The organism is Pontiella sulfatireligans (genome assembly GCF_900890705.1).
Taxonomy (GTDB): Bacteria; Verrucomicrobiota; Kiritimatiellia; order Kiritimatiellales; family Pontiellaceae; genus Pontiella; species Pontiella sulfatireligans.
Map to the genome: position 1 here is coordinate 2,157,644 of NZ_CAAHFH010000001.1, position 15,651 is coordinate 2,173,294.

15 protein-coding genes are annotated in these 15,651 nt (G+C 55.3%); 8 read left to right on the forward strand and 7 right to left on the reverse strand.

The features are described from left to right. Window positions 1-36: 36 nt before the first annotated feature. From xerD to SCARR_RS07280, 6 genes are all read left to right on the forward strand, one after another. Window positions 37-924: a site-specific tyrosine recombinase XerD gene (gene xerD, locus SCARR_RS07255; RefSeq protein ID WP_136060826.1), complete on the forward strand. Its 888-nt coding sequence runs from the start codon at window positions 37-39 to the stop codon at window positions 922-924. 244 nt (window positions 925-1,168) lie between these two features. Then, a complete protein-coding gene (locus tag SCARR_RS07260; protein ID WP_136060827.1) occupies window positions 1,169-2,413 on the forward strand; it encodes a type II secretion system F family protein in 1,245 nt (414 codons plus the stop codon). A 20-nt stretch (window positions 2,414-2,433) separates the two neighbouring features. Beyond that, entirely contained in the window at window positions 2,434-2,832 is a 399-nt protein-coding gene (locus SCARR_RS07265) for a type II secretion system protein GspG (protein WP_136062130.1), read from the forward strand. 54 nt (window positions 2,833-2,886) lie between these two features. Continuing rightward, the gene (locus SCARR_RS07270; protein WP_168433087.1) at window positions 2,887-3,501 is read left to right on the forward strand and encodes a pilus assembly FimT family protein; all 615 of its coding nucleotides are present in this window, start codon (window positions 2,887-2,889) and stop codon (window positions 3,499-3,501) included. Window positions 3,502-3,547: 46 nt separating this feature from the next. After that, window positions 3,548-4,138, forward strand: coding sequence for a sigma-70 family RNA polymerase sigma factor (locus tag SCARR_RS07275; protein WP_168433088.1), 591 nt, complete (start codon window positions 3,548-3,550; stop codon window positions 4,136-4,138). After that, window positions 4,135-4,596 carry an anti-sigma factor family protein gene (locus SCARR_RS07280; RefSeq protein WP_136060830.1) on the forward strand — a complete coding sequence of 154 codons (462 nt, stop codon included), beginning with the start codon at window positions 4,135-4,137 and terminating at the stop codon, window positions 4,594-4,596. Before SCARR_RS07275 ends, SCARR_RS07280 begins: the two co-directional genes overlap by 4 nt. A 77-nt stretch (window positions 4,597-4,673) precedes the next feature. On the opposite strand, the gene SCARR_RS07285 is transcribed toward SCARR_RS07280, so the two are convergent. From SCARR_RS07285 to SCARR_RS07300, 4 genes are all read right to left on the reverse strand, one after another. Beyond that, entirely contained in the window at window positions 4,674-6,710 is a 2,037-nt protein-coding gene (locus tag SCARR_RS07285) for a thioredoxin domain-containing protein (RefSeq protein ID WP_136060831.1), read from the reverse strand. Window positions 6,711-6,872: 162 nt separating this feature from the next. Beyond that, the gene (locus SCARR_RS07290) at window positions 6,873-7,334 is read right to left on the reverse strand and encodes a CYTH domain-containing protein (protein WP_136060832.1); all 462 of its coding nucleotides are present in this window, start codon (window positions 7,332-7,334) and stop codon (window positions 6,873-6,875) included. Beyond that, window positions 7,319-9,484: a carbamoyltransferase HypF gene (hypF, locus tag SCARR_RS07295; RefSeq protein ID WP_136060833.1), complete on the reverse strand. Its 2,166-nt coding sequence runs from the start codon at window positions 9,482-9,484 to the stop codon at window positions 7,319-7,321. Before hypF ends, SCARR_RS07290 begins: the two co-directional genes overlap by 16 nt. Then, the gene (locus tag SCARR_RS07300) at window positions 9,481-10,458 is read right to left on the reverse strand and encodes an aminotransferase class IV (RefSeq protein ID WP_136060834.1); all 978 of its coding nucleotides are present in this window, start codon (window positions 10,456-10,458) and stop codon (window positions 9,481-9,483) included. Before SCARR_RS07300 ends, hypF begins: the two co-directional genes overlap by 4 nt. 121 nt (window positions 10,459-10,579) lie before the next feature. Between SCARR_RS07300 and SCARR_RS07305 the strand changes: the two genes are divergently transcribed. Next, the gene (locus SCARR_RS07305; protein WP_136060835.1) at window positions 10,580-11,539 is read left to right on the forward strand and encodes a UDP-glucuronic acid decarboxylase family protein; all 960 of its coding nucleotides are present in this window, start codon (window positions 10,580-10,582) and stop codon (window positions 11,537-11,539) included. A 63-nt stretch (window positions 11,540-11,602) separates the two neighbouring features. Here the strand turns inward: SCARR_RS07305 and SCARR_RS07310 are convergent, their stop codons facing one another. Beyond that, a complete protein-coding gene (locus SCARR_RS07310) occupies window positions 11,603-12,334 on the reverse strand; it encodes an SDR family oxidoreductase (protein ID WP_136060836.1) in 732 nt (243 codons plus the stop codon). A gap of 129 nt (window positions 12,335-12,463) precedes the next feature. Beyond that, window positions 12,464-13,801 (reverse strand): FAD-binding oxidoreductase, encoded by a 1,338-nt coding sequence (locus SCARR_RS07315; protein ID WP_136060837.1) that lies wholly within the window; start codon window positions 13,799-13,801, stop codon window positions 12,464-12,466. Between the two features lie 169 nt (window positions 13,802-13,970). Here SCARR_RS07315 and SCARR_RS07320 point away from each other — a divergent pair, with 169 nt between their 5' ends. Further along, a complete protein-coding gene (locus SCARR_RS07320) occupies window positions 13,971-14,348 on the forward strand; it encodes a hypothetical protein (protein ID WP_136060838.1) in 378 nt (125 codons plus the stop codon). Here SCARR_RS07320 and SCARR_RS07325 read toward each other — a convergent pair. Further along, window positions 14,345-15,496 (reverse strand): DNA recombination protein RmuC, encoded by a 1,152-nt coding sequence (locus SCARR_RS07325; RefSeq protein WP_136060839.1) that lies wholly within the window; start codon window positions 15,494-15,496, stop codon window positions 14,345-14,347. The two genes, SCARR_RS07320 and SCARR_RS07325, sit on opposite strands and share 4 nt — an antisense overlap. Window positions 15,497-15,651: the final 155 nt, after the last annotated feature.

A 15,651-nucleotide genomic window follows, 5' to 3' on the forward strand; every position in this document is an offset into this window, starting at 1 on the left:
CCTCCGTGATCCTCCGTGCCCTCTGTGGTTAAAACAATGAATGCCCTTCTGGAAAGCTATCTGGACTATATCTCGCTGGAGCGCGGGTTGAGCATCAACACGCGCAAGGCATATGCCGACGACATCGGCCAGTTCCTCAGCTTTCTCAACCTGAAGGGCGTCACCTCGCTCAGCCAAGTCAGCCGGAAGCAGATCCTAGACCACCTGATGACCATGAAAGCCAAGGGCATGTCGACCAACTCTATTTCGCGCCATCTGGTTTCGATCAAGGTGTTTTTCCGCTACCTCCAGCAAGAAGGCCTGCTCGACAAAAACGTCACCGACACGATGGATTCGCCCCGGCTTTGGAAAATTCTGCCGGATACGCTTTCGGAGCAGGAAGTCAATCTGTTGCTGAAAGCCCCCGACATGCGCAAGCCGCTAGGTGTACGCGACCGCGCAATCCTCGAAGTGTTCTATGCCTCCGGCCTGCGCGTTTCCGAACTATCCGGACTCCAGCTTCCCGACCTGCACATCGACGACGGCTATATCCGCGTAATTGGGAAAGGGCGCAAAGAACGCGTCATCCCCATTGCGCAGGATTCCGCTAATATTTTGGAGTGCTATCTCGAAGAGATCCGCCCCATGCTGTGCAACAACCCTCACTTGCAGAATGTCTTCGTCTCCAAGCGCGAAACCGCGCTCTGCCGGCAGCGCCTGTGGCAGATCATCAAAAAATACACCCAAGAAGCAGGCATCATGAAAAACGTGACGCCGCATACCCTGCGCCACTCCTTCGCCAGCCACCTGCTCGACAACGGCGCCCCTTTGCGCGTGATCCAAGAAATGCTCGGCCACGCCGACATTGCCACCACCCAGGTCTACACCCACGTCAACCCCGAACGCCTCAAATCCATCCACCAGCAGTTCCACCCGCGGGCATAAATTTCGTTTTGAAGTGCGGAGACCCAATTCGCGAAGCGAATGATAATTTGCAAAGCAAATAACGAAGCGAAGCGAATGTTTCACCAACGGGCGGCACCACTTGTCTGCAGCGAAGAGCGGTGCGGCGCTTCGCCTCCCTCCGCACTCCAAACTTTTTTTCCAAGCTTCCAATCTCCCGACAAATCACTATTCTTTCAGCTCATCGGAAATATTTGAGCCCCCAGTCCGTTTAACATAGGTTGATATGGCGCATTTTAAATACATAGGTCGCACGAAAAAGGGCGAGAAGGTCGACGGCGTGGTCGAAGCGAACGACCGTGCCGGCGCAGTGCGCCAGATTGAGCACATTGGCCACATCCCGGTCTCCGTCACCGAAACCACCAAGACGGCGAATCAGGATGACGGCGAGAAGAAGCGCTTTAAATTTGATTTGGGCTTTCAGCGCAAGGCCAAGATGAAGCTGCAGGATTTGCTGCTGTTTTCGCGCGAGCTCTCCGATCTGGTCGCCTCGGGCATGACCATCGGACGCGCGTTGCATACCCTTTCCGCCCGCAAGGACGAAAGCGCAGTCGGCCGGATCATCGTGACCCTGCGGGATGAAATTGTGCAGGGCACCTCGCTTTCCGACGCGTTGGAGCTCTACCCGGAAACCTTTTCCGCGCTCTACATCAACCTCGTCCGCGCCGGCGAGGCCAGCGGCAACCTGCCGTTAGCGCTGGAAAACATCTGCATCCACTATGAACGCGTGCAGGACGCGCGCAGCAAGGTGATCTCCGCCATGATCTATCCTGCCATTGTCATGGTCATGGGCGGGGCTGCCGTACTGGCGATGATGATTATTGTGGTGCCGCAATTCGCCGCCACCTTCGAAAGCATGGGCGCCACCCTGCCCAAGCCCACCTTGGCGCTGATGGCGGCCAGCCATTTCATCACCCGCTACGGCATCATCGTCGCCGCCCTCGGCACGGGTGCGGTGATCCTGTTTAAAAAATGGATCAAACATGGCACCGGCCAGCGAATCTGGCATACGGCCGTGCTGCGCATCCCGATCGCGGGATCGATCATCACCACCAACGCTTATTCCCACTTTTCCCGGACGCTCGGCACGCTGCTCAAAAACGGGGTGTCGGTGCTGCCGGCCCTGGGCATTGTCGAGAAAACGATCGACAACGTGATTATTTCCGGCGAAATCGGAAAGGCGCGCGAGCGCGTTACTGACGGCGCGAGCATTTCCAAGCCGCTGGCGCAGGGCAAGGTGTTCCCGCGGCTGCTCATCGACATGCTGGCCGTCGGCGAGGAAACCGGCGACCTCGCCGGCGCGTTGACGCACATCACCCGGCGCTACGACACGGAGCTCGACCGCATGGTGAAAACTTGCACGACCATTCTCGAACCCCTGCTGATCGTCATGGTCGCCATCGTGGTAGGCGGCATTGCGGTCAGTCTGCTGATGCCGGTACTGACGCTCACCGATTCGCTGCACATTTAAAACAACCGAAGGAGAGACCCATGAACAAGGAAAAGCAAAGCAAGCACATGAGCAGACGCTCAGGTTTCACTATGATTGAAATCATTCTCGTCGTCGTCATTATCGGCATTCTCGCGGGCATTGCCGTACCTCGCATGGGCGGCAAGACCGAGAAGGCCAAGCTTTCGCAAGCCAGCGCCAACATTACGGCTTTAGGCATGGCGATCCAAGAATACGAGATTGTCAACGGCGACTACCCATCGAGCCTGGAAGGCTTGCTCGACGAATCCAAAGGCGGCCCCTTCATGGAAAAGAAGTCCATCCCAACAGACCCTTGGGGCGCCCCCTTCACTTTCGCCGCCCCCGGCTCGCACAACAGCCACACCTTCGACCTTTCCTGCACCTCGCCCAAAGGGACGCTGGTCAACAACTGGGAATAGGTGCGGCTCTACCGCACCAACATCGAACACTGAACTTCGAACATGGAACGCTGCGTGAAGAAAAAAACTTCAAAATTCGAAGCTCGATGTTCGGAATTCGGCGGTCGTAAACACGGCTTCACGCTAATGGAGGTCATTCTGGTGCTGGTGCTGACGCTGGTGATTTCCGGCATCGCGCTCCCCTATTTCGCCGGCGCCTATAAAGGCACAAAGCTGCGCGCCGCATCGCGCACCATCACCCGCATGGCGCGCTATGCGCGCAGCATGGCCATTTTGCGCGAAGAAACGCTGACCGTGGTCCTCAACCATGAAACGATGGAAATCTATCTGGGCGCGAAGGCTGAAACAGCCGCAACCGAAGCCGACGGCGAGCTCGATCAAAGCGTGCTGAAACGGCTGGGCTATGTAGATGGAGACGAGTCGTCGTCCGAAACCGGCGGCATCGAGAAGGAGGTTCACCGCTTTCTGCCCGACACCCTGTCGGTCCGCGAATTCGAGAAGGACTTTAGAGAAGAAGACGAGGAATATGACGATCTTTACCTCGTCCGCTATTTCCCCAACGGACAGTCCGAGTGGTTCATCCTCGAGTTGGAAGACAACCGGGGGCTCGGCGTTACGCTTGAAAACGACCCGATCTCTGGAAAAATCCGCTCCGAATTCACACAATAACTGCAACGGACATCCGTTATTCGCGCAACGAAAGAGATATCGGGGTATGGACAAAACGGATACGGACTGCATTAACGCCTATTTAGGCGGCGACGCCAATGCGCTTGAGCCCATGGTGGAAAAGTATAAGCGTCCGCTCTATTCTTTCATCCTCAAGATGACTGAAGGGCGCGAGGACGCCGATGAGATTTTTCAGGAAACCTGGTTCCGCGCGCTGAAAAACATACATAAGTTCCAACACAAGAATTTCCTGAACTGGCTGTTCCGGATTGCGCACAACCTAGTGATCGACCGGGCCAGACGGAACAAAAAGAACGTATCGATGCAAAGCAGCATGGGGGGCGAAGACGGAGACAACACCTTGGAAGACCACCTCGCCGCACCGGGCATTTCCCCTGCCGAGGAGGCCGGAGGCGCAGGACTGGGCGAACAGATCGACGAAGCGGTAAAAGAGCTTTCGCCCGACCAAAAAGAGGTCTTCATGCTGCGGATGTACGGCAACACCTCCTTCAAGGAAATTGCCCAAATTCAAAAGTGCTCGATCAATACTTGTTTGGCTCGGATGCAATATGCACTGACCAAGCTGCGTTCTATATTAAAGGAAGAGTACGACGAACTTCAGGAGGCCATGTCATGAAATGCACAGAAGCAGAAAAATGGGTTCTTTTACAGGATTCCGGTGAAATACCCGCGAAACGAAAAAACGCATTGGCCGCGCATCTGCATGACTGCAATCCGTGCCGGCAGTTCCAGCACGCCCTGATAGAATCGCAACAGCTTTTCCCGACCACCGAAGAGCCCGGAGCAAAGGCCCTGCAGAACGTATTGCGCGAAGCGCGCCTGCAAGCGCCTGAACGGAAACGGGTTCAACTGTTCAACTGGAACTGGAAACCCGCCTTGGCCATGGCGGCATCGGTGTTGATCGGGCTCGGATTCTTCTCCCTCACGCTGCGCCCGGACCGGGTGGGACTGGAACTGGTCGTCACTGAAATGCAGATGATGGACGCCGAAGACCAGATCGTCGATGTCATGTACAGCGGCCTCTCCGAAGACAACCTCGCGTTCAACTTCCTCATGTCCTACGAGGGCGGGTAGAAAAATTAAACACCAAATCTCCAAGGCCACGAAGAGCTCCAACTTCGTGGCCTTTTCGCTTTAAGCGAAACACGTGTTTAATTTAGTTTGGACTTCAGATCTTTTATTGAGTTTACGGGTTGCTCACATGCAAAGCCGCGGCAGATATAGACGGTTGCCTTCCCTCCCACCATTCCCAGCTCCTTGGAGAAAGGCGCCAGATCAGCCAGTTTGCCGGCATCGGACGGATCCTTGAAAAGAACCACCTTTCCCGGTTTGTAGACCGAGTGGATGTATTCCAGCATACGTTTGGTTTCTTCGCTGCCGCGATCGCCGACCACCACGATTTCAAGCGTTTCACCCGCAGCAAACTGCAGGGCAATCAACGCTTGGGAAAAATTGGCGGGGCCCTGATTGATAACGCCGCCAAAGGCTTTTCCGGTTTCGTCCGCCTGCTCCTCCAACTCCGACCGGCCGGTTAACCTCGCCAGCTTCAGCAGATTCAACATCTGCACCGAGTTGCCGGAAGGCAGCGCGCCGTCGTAAAGCTCCTTCGGGCGCACAATCAGCTCCTCGGCATCGTCGGCCGTCATGTAATAGCCGCCCTTAGCCTCGTCGACAAACGACTTGTTCAGTATGTCGTTGTATTTAAGCGCGGCCTCTAAATAGTTGGAGTCGAGCGTAGTTTCATAGAGTTCCAGCAAGCCGTAGCTCATGAATGCATAATCTTCAAGCTGTCCCGGCACCGCCTTATGCCCATCGCGCCAGCGATGCCACAAAGCGCCGGATTCCTGTCGCATTTCCAATTCGATGAAGGCGTTCGCCTTCACAGCCGCCTGGGTGAATTCGGCATTGCCGAAGGCGCGCCCCGCCTTGGCAAAAGCCGCAATCATCAGCCCGTTCCAATCGGCCAGCACTTTAGTGTCCTTGAGCGGATGGATTCGTTTTTCGCGTACCTCAAACAGTTTTTCCCGTGGCGCGGAAAGCCATTCCGCATCCTTTGCGCCCAACAAGGCCGAGAGATGCGGAATATTTTTTCCGTTCATCTGGCCGGTTGATTCATCGCGGAAGTTTCCGGCCTCTGAAATTTTCCAGGTCTGGGCAACAAATTCATAGTCTTCGCCAAGAAGGGTCTTCAACTCCTTGGTGTCCCAAATATAGAACAAGCCCTCCTCGCCCTCAGAATCGGCATCCTCGGCGGAATAGAACCCGCCGCCGTCGGTGGTCATATCACGCAGCACATAGGCCAGGATCTCTTCCGTCACCTGCTGGTAGAGCGGCTTGCCGGTAAGCTCATAGGCTTCGGTGTAGGCGATCGCCAGCAACGCTTGGTCGTAAAGCATTTTTTCAAAATGAGGCACCAGCCAGTCTTTATCTGTAGAGTAGCGGTGGAATCCGAATCCTACCTGGTCGAAGATGCCGCCCATCCGCATTTCTTCCAGCGTGTGCTCCACGGCTTGGATGCCGTCCGCATCCCCTTGCCTCAACAGGAAGACGAGGCGGTGCGGCGTCGGAAATTTCGGTTGCATCCCGAAGCCGCCCTTGTCCGGATCATATTGCTTCATCAGCTCATGGGCGCCATCAGCCAGCAGGATGGGGCTCAACGCCGCGCCGGAACCCTGCGCTTGCTGCTTCGCCAGCACATCGGTGATCTGCCCCGCCGATTCCAACACCTTGGAGCGCTGGTTTTTCCACGCATCGGAAATGCGCGGAATCAGCTGCTTCATCCCGACCCGGCCAAAACGCTGATCCGGAGGAATGTAGGTTGCCGCATGGAACGGCTTTTTGTCGGGGGACAGAATCATGGTCAACGGCCATCCTCCTGAACCGGTCATCATTTGGCAGACGGTCATGTAAATATTATCGATGTCCGGGCGCTCCTCGCGGTCAACCTTGATGCAAACAAAGGCCTCGTTCATCAACGCAGCAATTTCCTCGTTTTCAAACGATTCGTGCTCCATGACGTGGCACCAGTGGCACGTGGCATAGCCGATTGAAAGAAAGACGGGTTTGTCCTCTTTGGCCGCCAGGTCAAATGCTTCGCCCCCCCACGGATGCCAGTCGACCGGGTTGTGGGCGTGCTGCAGCAGGTAAGGGCTCTTCTCTTCCGCCAGGCGGTTTGTAAACTTATGCATTTTCAATTCCTTTTGATTTTCCGATGCTTCGCCACCCCCAAGGACGACGGCCAACAAAACCAACGTGGTTGCCAGTAATTTCATGCACGCAATATGATACCGTTTTGGTACTTTTTCAAACCCCAATAGCGCTTTTTAATGGTTATTGGAAATATTACGCACTCACCATTGAGTGAATGGCACTTTAGAAAGATAGCCGTTGAAGTAGCGGATATCGTCGGAAACCTCTTTTCCTGCCCATTCGGGAATTTCGAAAAGCTGATCCTCTGATTCCAGTTCGATCTCGGCCATTACCAGGCCTTCATTGTCGCCGGCAAAAATATCCAATTCCCAGGTCATTCCCGCATGAAGAATCAAAAAACGCGTTTTTTCAACGAGGCCGCCGCAAAGGCCCAACATCGCCTCTGCATCTTCAACCGGAATCGGATACTCGAATTCGGAACGCGTTATTCCCTTCGTTGCGCCCTTGATGGTGAGATAGCCGTTTTCTCCCATGATCCGTACGCGAACCGTTTTTTCGCTCTCCGAGACCATGTAACCCTGCTTACAGACCAAGCCCTCTCCGGCCTCGCTCTTCCATGATTCATCCTCAACCAAAAACTTGCGCTCTATTTCGATGCCCATTGTCTTGCTCCTATCACGGCTTGCCCAAGGGCAATGCCGCTGTCGTTTGGATAGCTGGAAAACACCAGTTCAAGTTCATCGCCGGCCACGCTTTTAATGCGCTCAACCAACAAACGGTTTTGTAGCACGCCGCCGGAAAAAACCCAAGGCAACGGCCCATGCTTTTTCGCCAGTTGGTTGCCGCAGCAATAGACAATTTCCGCCAACGTGTTGTGGAGCCGGGCCGACAGAACCGATGCGGACAAGCCCTTCGCCTGTTCGTCCAGCAAGTCGATGATCAACGGTCGCCAATCGATTTGCCCGTCCTTGATTTCGAAAGCGAGGTCGCCGCACTCCAACGGATCGGCTACGGCCTCCAACCGCATGGCCGCCTCGCCGTCGAAGGTCGGATGCTCGCAAATGCCGAGCAGACACGAAACCGCATCGAACAAGCGCCCCATGCTCGACGTCATCGGGCAGTTGATGCCCGACTCCAGCAATGTTTTCATAGACGAAGAAGCCTGATTCGCTGCACCCAGCTGGTAGAGCAGCGCATCCGCCACGCGCCTTGGTTCCTTCACCGCAGCATCGCCCCCCGGCAACGCAAACGGCCGCAGGTGGAATGCGCGTTCAAAACCTTCGCTATCGTAGAGCAGCACTTCCCCGCCCCAAATAGTTCCGTCGGTTCCATAGCCCGTGCCGTCGAATGCAAAGCCGATGGCTTTGCCGGGATGCGCTCCGGCCAAGTGCGCGTGATGATGCTGGATTCCAAGGGTTGGAAGATCGTGCGCTTTGGCAAACTGCTGCGCCATTTGGGTTGAAAAATAATCGGGATGCAGGTCGTGCACCACGAATTCGGGTTCCAGCTGAAAACAGTCGAGCTCCCGGAAAATCGATCGTTCCAAGATAGCCTGCGTTTCCGGATTTTCCAGATCGCCGATATAGGGATGCAATGTCGTCTGCCCATGGTGCGCCAAGGCAAAGGTATTTTTCATGTCGGCGCCAAAGGCCAAAATGCAACGGCTAGAATCGATCGGCAAGGAAACCGGCGCAATGCCGCGCCCGGGGCGCATTACGATGGTTTGAGCACCGTGCACCGCGCAGACGGGATCGTCGCAGCGATTGACGATGACTCGGTTGTGCGTCAGAAAAACATCGGCAATACCGGCCAGCTTCTTCTGCGCAGCTTCGTTGGTATGGATCATCGGCTCGGAGGTATAATTGGCGCTGGTCATCACCACCGGATGCGGAAAACGGTCGAACATGATTTCGTGCATCGGGCTGTACGGCAGCATCACGCCCAGCGTATCGAGACCGGGGGCAATGTGCTCCAAGGTCTGAAAACGTTCCGTCAACTTGAGCAGTACAATCGGCCGTTCCCGGGAAAGAAGCAGGCGCTCCTCCTCTGGTGATACAGCACAAACCGTTCGAAGCCATTCAAGACCGGGCACCATTAGAGCGAACGGCTTGGCTTCCCGCCCCTTGCGTTTCCGCAAGGTTGAAACCGCATCGGGATTCAGCGCGTCGCAAGCCAAGTGGAAACCGCCGACGCCTTTAACCGCCACGATCTTCCCCTGCTTCATCGATTCCTGCCAAATCGTTTCCCAATTTCCGGGCTCCATCTGCGGCCCGCACTGCGGGCAGGCAATCGGCTGGGCGTGGTAGCGGCGGTTGGAGGGATCGGCATATTCCGCCGAGCAGGCCGGGCACATATCAAACTCCCGCATACTCGTGGACGGGCGGTCGTACGGCAGGCTTTCAATGATGGAAAAACGCGGCCCGCAGTTGACGCAGTTGATGAAAGGATAGCGAAAGCGACGGTCGGATGAATCGAACAGTTCCTGCCGGCAATCGTCGCAAATCGCAATATCTGGAGAAATGCGCAGCAACGCTTCCCCGGAATCTTCGCTTTCCAATATCTGAAAGCCGTCGGCCACCCGAAACGCAATCTCTACGACTTCAACCGAGTCGATCCGCGAGAGCGGTGGCGGTTCGTTTTCCAAGGCCGTCAAAAACAATTCAGGGTCGCCGAACAGTTCGATTCGCACGCCGTCAAAATTATTCCGAACGCTGCCGGACAGCCCCAGCCGCGCAGCGGTTTTCCACACCCAGGGCCGGAAGCCGACCCCTTGGACAATGCCCGTGATGTGGATGGCGAAGCCGTTCATCATTCAAACACTTTAGTCAACCTGCTGCTGTCGGGAATCATCTCCTGCTTGAGCATTTCAAAGAGCCGAGCTGCGACCGGCCCCGGCTTGCCGTCGAAAACCGGCTTGCCGTCGAATGTGGTGACCGGCGTAATGTTTGGCGTGGTGCCGTAAATATGCACCTCGGCGGCGGAGCGGACGTGCCCTAGACTGATCGGCCGGAACTCGGCGTTGGTCAGTACGCGCTCCTTGACCAGCTGCTTGGCGAATTCGAGCGCGCGCTTGGCGGTGGTGCCGGCCAATACACGGTCGGGCGGAGGCATGAAGAGCTCTTTGCCACGTGTAACAATGCCTATATTCTCCGTGGCACCTTCTGCCAGAAATCGGTTTTCATCCAGCGAAACCGTAAAATCGACGCCAAGATCGACGGCTTCCTTTTTCATGAGCACGTTAGGCAGATAGTTGCAGGTTTTCACCCGTGCAAAGATGCCGGGTTTAATCGGAATTTTGCTAACGGCCACACTGACGCCGTCGGGAAAACGGCCGATACTCGACTGCGGCAGTTCGTACACCACAATATAAAATTCAGAATGAAAACAGGCATAGGGGTTGACGCCCATCGTGCCCTGCCCGCGCGATACAAGCAGGCGGACCAACGCGTTGCGCTGCCCGCCGGCGCGGATGGTTTGGATGATGACGTCCGCCATACCGTCGCAAGGAGCCGGCAACGCAATGCCCAGCGCCTCGCATGAGTGCTCCAACCGCACCAAGTGGTCAGCCAGATTATAAATGTTGCCATCGATGCATTTGAACGACTCAAACACGCCGTCGCCCCGATGCACCATGTGGTCATCGACCGGCACCGTCATAATGGATTGATCCGTCACGATGCAGTCGGCCACCGACGAATACATGGCATAAAGCTTCTTTTCCTTCTGGGGCAGACGCGCCAGCCAATCCTCGCGTCCGACAATTTCTTTTTTCCATTCGTTGGACATGGTTTTCCTCGGGTTCAAATCTTTATTGACTATCTCTTAAATAGACCGTGATTGGAATTTATTTCTACGGCATCAAATGGCATATTCATTCCAATTGTTCACCTTAAAAAAGGAGTATTGAATGAAAGATATCATTAAGAAACGCGTTCTGGTTACCGGCGGCGCCGGATTTTTAGGCTCGTTCCTTTGCGAGCGGTTGTTGGCCGAAGACTGCGACGTCATCTGCATGGATAACTTTTTCACCGGACGCAAAGCCAACATTGCCCATTTGATGGACAGCCCCTACTTTGAATTGATGCGCCACGACGTCACGTTCCCGTTCTACGTTGAAGTGGACGAAATCTACAACCTGGCCTGCCCCGCCTCGCCGGTGCACTACCAGTTCGATCCGGTGCAGACCACCAAAACCAGCGTGCACGGCGCCATCAACGTGCTCGGGCTGGCCAAGCGGGTCAAAGCCAAGGTTTTCCAAGCCTCCACCTCCGAAGTCTACGGCGACCCCTCCATCCACCCGCAACCGGAAAGCTATTGGGGCAACGTCAACTCGATAGGCATCCGCTCCTGCTACGACGAAGGCAAGCGTTGCGCCGAAACCCTATTTTTCGATTATCACCGCCAACACAACGTACGCATCAAAGTAGCCCGTATTTTCAACACCTACGGACCGCGCATGCACCCGCACGACGGACGCGTGGTCTCCAACTTCATTATGCAGGCGCTGCGGAACGAAAACATCACAATCTATGGAGACGGATTGCAGACCCGTTCCTTCTGCTACTGCTCCGATCTTATCGAAGGATGGATCCGCCTAATGGCCACCGGCGACGACGTGACCGGCCCGATCAACATCGGAAACCCCGGCGAATTCACCATGATCGAACTGGCTGAAAACGTGATTGATTTGACCAACTCAAAATCCACGCTGGTGTTTGAAGACCTTCCGCCCGACGACCCCAAGCAACGCAAACCCGACATCACGCTGGCCAAAGAAAAACTCGGGTGGGAACCCACCGTGCCGTTGCGCGAAGGCTTGGCCAAGACGATCGAATATTTCGACAGCCTGCTGAAGCAGGGGGAATAGGTTCTGAAAAGTAACGATTGAGGCGTGATTTTTTTCACGACTCACGTTTCACTCGTTACGTGCCTACATCCCCAAGCGCTTAAAAACCACCTCAGGAATATGGCGGATAATCAGCATAACCCAGCGCCACATCCACAGGGAGTAGACCGTGTCGCGCTTTTTTTCCAATCCTTGGAAAACCGCATCCGCCACCTGCTCCGGCTCGGCAGTCAATGCAGCCGGGAGCTCTAGGTTTTCCGTCATCTTCGTTCGACAGAATCCCGGCTTGACGGTCATCACATGCACGCCCTTTTTCGCGAGCCGGTTGCGCAAGCCCGCTAGATAGGCCGTGAAGCCCGCCTTGGCGCTTCCGTAGATATAATTGCTCTGGCGTCCGCGGTCGCCCGCCACCGAGCTAATGCCCGCAATGGCGCCACTGCCGCGCTTTTCAAAGTCGCTGGCCACAATGTTTAGGATGGAAACGGCGCCGGTATAGTTGACGTCGATCGTCCGGCGCACTTCGTCAAAATCCGTGCGGGCCTCCAGCTGGTCGCCCATATAGCCAAAGACGCAGATCACCGCATCCGGCTTCGGTTCGAGCGAATCGTAAAAGCCGCAGTGGCTGGCAAAGTCCACGGCATCAAACTCCAGCGCCTGAACCTCGGCCTTGGAACGGATACGCAGATCGCTAGCAACCGGCTCAAGCAACTCCAGATTCCGCGCCGCCAGCGAAAGGCTCCAGCCCTCCGCTGCATATTTTTTTGCAATGGCCTGCGCCATGTCCGACGTCGCACCCAATATCAAAACATTCTTCATCCTAGACTCCAATCAACTTGATTCGACCGCAAAGGCGCTAAGACGCAAAGGCAAATGGTTCTTTGTTTCCTTGCGTCTTCGCGGTCATAAAATTTCAGTGTATTCCGTAGCTCCCTTTCCTGCTGTCGCCTAATCCGTGATCCCGATTCGTTTGGATTGCAGGGAACCAAATTTAGTTTCGCCCTTGTTCAACATGGCAATGGCTTGGCGGAACGCATCTGCGTTGGGATAGGTCTTCTCAAACATGGCCGCACTCATGCGGGAATCCTTTGCAAGATACAGCCGGCCGCCATAGTCGGCCACCATTGCGTCGAGCTCCTTGAACAGATCCATCGCCTTGAGCGAGATTGGAAAATCGAGCGCCAGCGTGTATCCCGTCATAGGGAACGACATGAAGCTTTCCTGCTCGCCGAACAGCTTGAGCACCGCCAGAAACGAGCCCAACCCGCTTTCGGTAATGCGCGTAAGGATTTTGCGCATGCCTTCGCGTCCCGCCTCCTTAGGAATCACGAACTGGTATTGCGTAAAACCACGCTTGCCGTAGATGCGGTTCCAGTTGCCGATGGCATCGAGCGGATAAAAGAAGCTGTTGTAGTCGACCATGCGCTTATGCGTTCCCGGCCGGCACTTATTGTAATAGACAAAATTGAAGGCCTTCATCGTCAGCGGATTCAGAGCGAAGTTCGGAAATACAAACGGCACATCCAGTTGCAGGCCCCGCTTGGGCACCAAGGGAGACTGCTTGTGCGATGCGTCTACTAGCTCCGTCGCCGTGGCATGCTCGCCACGCATCATAATGCTGCGTCCAAGTGCATCGCCCTTCGCTAGACAGTCGATCCACGCCACGGAATAGGTCCAGTCATTGGACGCCTCGAAACCGTCCATGATGTCGTCGAGGTTTTCCGCGCGAATGGTTTCTTCGCGGATATAGGCGGTCTCGATCTTGCGGAGCCGGAAGGTTGCATTGAGAATGACGCCGGTCAGCCCCATCCCCCCAACCGTAACGCTGAAAAAATCGGAGTTCTCAGTCGGCGTGCAGGTAATGACCGAGCCGTCGTTGCGCATAACGTCCATCGACCGGACATGCTGGCCGAAGCTGCCATCGACATGATGGTTTTTGCCATGCACATCGGCAGCAATTGCCCCGCCGATGGTAATGAACTTGGTGCCGGGCGTCACTGGAAGAAACCAGCCGCGCGGCGCAAAGACCTCGAGGATCTCCGACAGCAACGTGCCGGCTTGGCAGCAGAGTTCGCCAGTGGCTTCGTCGAACGAAAGGAATTTGTTGAAGCGGCGCGTCAGCAGCATGCTTTCCTGCAGCGATGCATCGCCGTATGACCGGCCGTTGCCAAAAGCGATCACCTCGCCCGGACGCGCCAGCTTTTCGCGGAGCTGCTCGGCCGTATCAAAGCCCGCCACTTCCGCGTCGATGACCGGATAGTTCCCCCAATCTGAAATCTTTCGCATGAAAACCTCTCCGAGGTTTAGTTATTGGTTATTCGTTAATGGATGCATGGCTTATACCCCAAATCCACTAAGCAAGTGTTGTCAACATACAGCAGTTTTTGACCCAATTCCACCGCAAAGGAACAAAGGTCTTGATTCTTTACGCATTACGCAATACGCATTATGCACCATGAGTGCAGTAGAAATAATTTGCAGGAATTGCGGCGCCGACACCTTGCTCAAGCGCGAGGCGGTCTATGACGGCTTCACCAAAACCGGCGAAAAGCTCGCCTGTTCCAGCTGCGGGTTTGAATACGCCTCCGAAGACGACGTGCCGTTCAAAGCCGTAGAGACAGAACCTCAGATATTCACAGAGGCCGACCGATCCGCCAAGGTCGAGGTGTTCGACGACGGCGAGAACCAAAGGCTATGCCGCTATTGCGCCAACTATATCGTCAATCCCTTCACCCAATTCTGCGCCCTCCACAAAAAGGAAGTGCAGGCAACGGACACTTGCCCTAAATTCGAGCAAGCGAAAGAAAAGGACGGAGGCGGAACCCCTATTTAGGCTTCTTCTGGCTCGTCCAATACGACGAGTTCATCGTTCTCCAGCTCCACCTTTTCGATTTTGGTGAAGCGGCTGGTGATTTTTTTGGCTGATTTATTCACATCTGTGACATCGCGGTTGGCTTGGTCGATGTGAAGCGCGAGCTTGTCCATGCGCTGCTGGAAGCGATCGAAATCCTGCGACAGCATACCCAAATGCTCTTGGATAATATGAACCTGCTGACGCGTGGCGGCATCTTTGAGTACGGCGCGGGCGGTGGTCAGCACGGCCATCATGGTTGTGGGCGACGCCAGCCAGACACGGGCGCGTTGGGCCTCCTCGACGAGATCGGGATAGTGGGCGTGAATTTCGGCGAAAACCGCTTCGGCCGGAATAAACATCATTGCGCCGTCGGAAGTTTCCCCGGTAATGATGTATTTCGAAGCAATGTCCTTAATGTGCTTTTTGATGTCCTGCCGGAACTGCTGTTCGGCGGTTTTGCGATCGGCGTCGCCGAGTTCGAAATCGACCATGCGCTGATAGCTTTCGAGCGGAAATTTGGAGTCGATGCAGATGGTGCCGGTGGGTTCGGGAAGAAAAAGAACGCAGTCGGCTCGCACGCCGTTGCCGAAGGTATGCTGCAGCGAAAAGCTGTTTTCCGGCATCATGTTTGAAATCAGCGCATTGAGCTGCACTTCGCCGAAAGCGCCGCGGGAGCGCTTGTCGGACAATACTTCCTGCAACGAGACGACATTGGATGAAAGCTTGGCAATGTTTTCCTGGGCCTTGTCGATCAACGCCAGCCGCTTGAGCACGTCGGCGAATACCGAAGTGGTCTTTTCAAAGCCCTTGTCGAGCCGCTCCTCAACCTTGCCGCTGATTTCGCCCAGACGCCGTTCGTTGGTTTCAATCAGCTCCTTGACGCGGTCGCCCAGCTGGCGGTTGTTTCTTTCCAACGATTCATCGACCTTCTTGCGAACGCCCTCCACATCTTCGCGAAGCTCTTTCTCCATGGTCTGAAAAAAGCTTTCCAGCCGCTGGGAGCGCTCTGCGCCTTGCCGGGAAGCTTCGTCCATACGGGTGTGCACCTTGGCGGCGGCGGTCAACTGAAGCACAAGAACAATCGCCAAAACGGCAAGCACGACAATAAGCAGCAACGGTGTAAGCATCAAATCCTCCAATAACTGGGTAGCACTATGCTAAATGATCCAATCCTTGGAAAGCGTGGAAACCTGAATCGTTAACGGCATCATGACTGATGCGCCCGGCCAGTTAAAACTCTGCGAATAAAAGGAATGGGATTTTTTGAGGCACATTTCCGCGG

Excerpts from the sequence above, each read along its gene's own strand:
- SCARR_RS07275 (WP_168433088.1), top strand. The coding sequence starts at position 3,548 with ATGGACAAAACGGATACGGACTGCATTAACGCCTATTTAGGCGGCGAC.
- SCARR_RS07310 (WP_136060836.1), bottom strand. The coding sequence starts at position 12,334 with ATGAAGAATGTTTTGATATTGGGTGCGACGTCGGACATGGCGCAGGCC.
- SCARR_RS07300 (WP_136060834.1), bottom strand. The coding sequence starts at position 10,458 with ATGTCCAACGAATGGAAAAAAGAAATTGTCGGACGCGAGGATTGGCTG.
- SCARR_RS07315 (WP_136060837.1), bottom strand. The coding sequence starts at position 13,801 with ATGCGAAAGATTTCAGATTGGGGGAACTATCCGGTCATCGACGCGGAA.
- SCARR_RS07265 (WP_136062130.1), top strand. The coding sequence starts at position 2,434 with ATGAACAAGGAAAAGCAAAGCAAGCACATGAGCAGACGCTCAGGTTTC.
- hypF (WP_136060833.1), bottom strand. The coding sequence starts at position 9,484 with ATGATGAACGGCTTCGCCATCCACATCACGGGCATTGTCCAAGGGGTC.
- SCARR_RS07280 (WP_136060830.1), top strand. The coding sequence starts at position 4,135 with ATGAAATGCACAGAAGCAGAAAAATGGGTTCTTTTACAGGATTCCGGT.
- xerD (WP_136060826.1), top strand. The coding sequence starts at position 37 with ATGAATGCCCTTCTGGAAAGCTATCTGGACTATATCTCGCTGGAGCGC.
- SCARR_RS07320 (WP_136060838.1), top strand. The coding sequence starts at position 13,971 with ATGAGTGCAGTAGAAATAATTTGCAGGAATTGCGGCGCCGACACCTTG.
- SCARR_RS07285 (WP_136060831.1), bottom strand. The coding sequence starts at position 6,710 with ATGCATAAGTTTACAAACCGCCTGGCGGAAGAGAAGAGCCCTTACCTG.
- SCARR_RS07290 (WP_136060832.1), bottom strand. The coding sequence starts at position 7,334 with ATGGGCATCGAAATAGAGCGCAAGTTTTTGGTTGAGGATGAATCATGG.
- SCARR_RS07325 (WP_136060839.1), bottom strand. The coding sequence starts at position 15,496 with ATGCTTACACCGTTGCTGCTTATTGTCGTGCTTGCCGTTTTGGCGATT.
- SCARR_RS07260 (WP_136060827.1), top strand. The coding sequence starts at position 1,169 with ATGGCGCATTTTAAATACATAGGTCGCACGAAAAAGGGCGAGAAGGTC.
- SCARR_RS07305 (WP_136060835.1), top strand. The coding sequence starts at position 10,580 with ATGAAAGATATCATTAAGAAACGCGTTCTGGTTACCGGCGGCGCCGGA.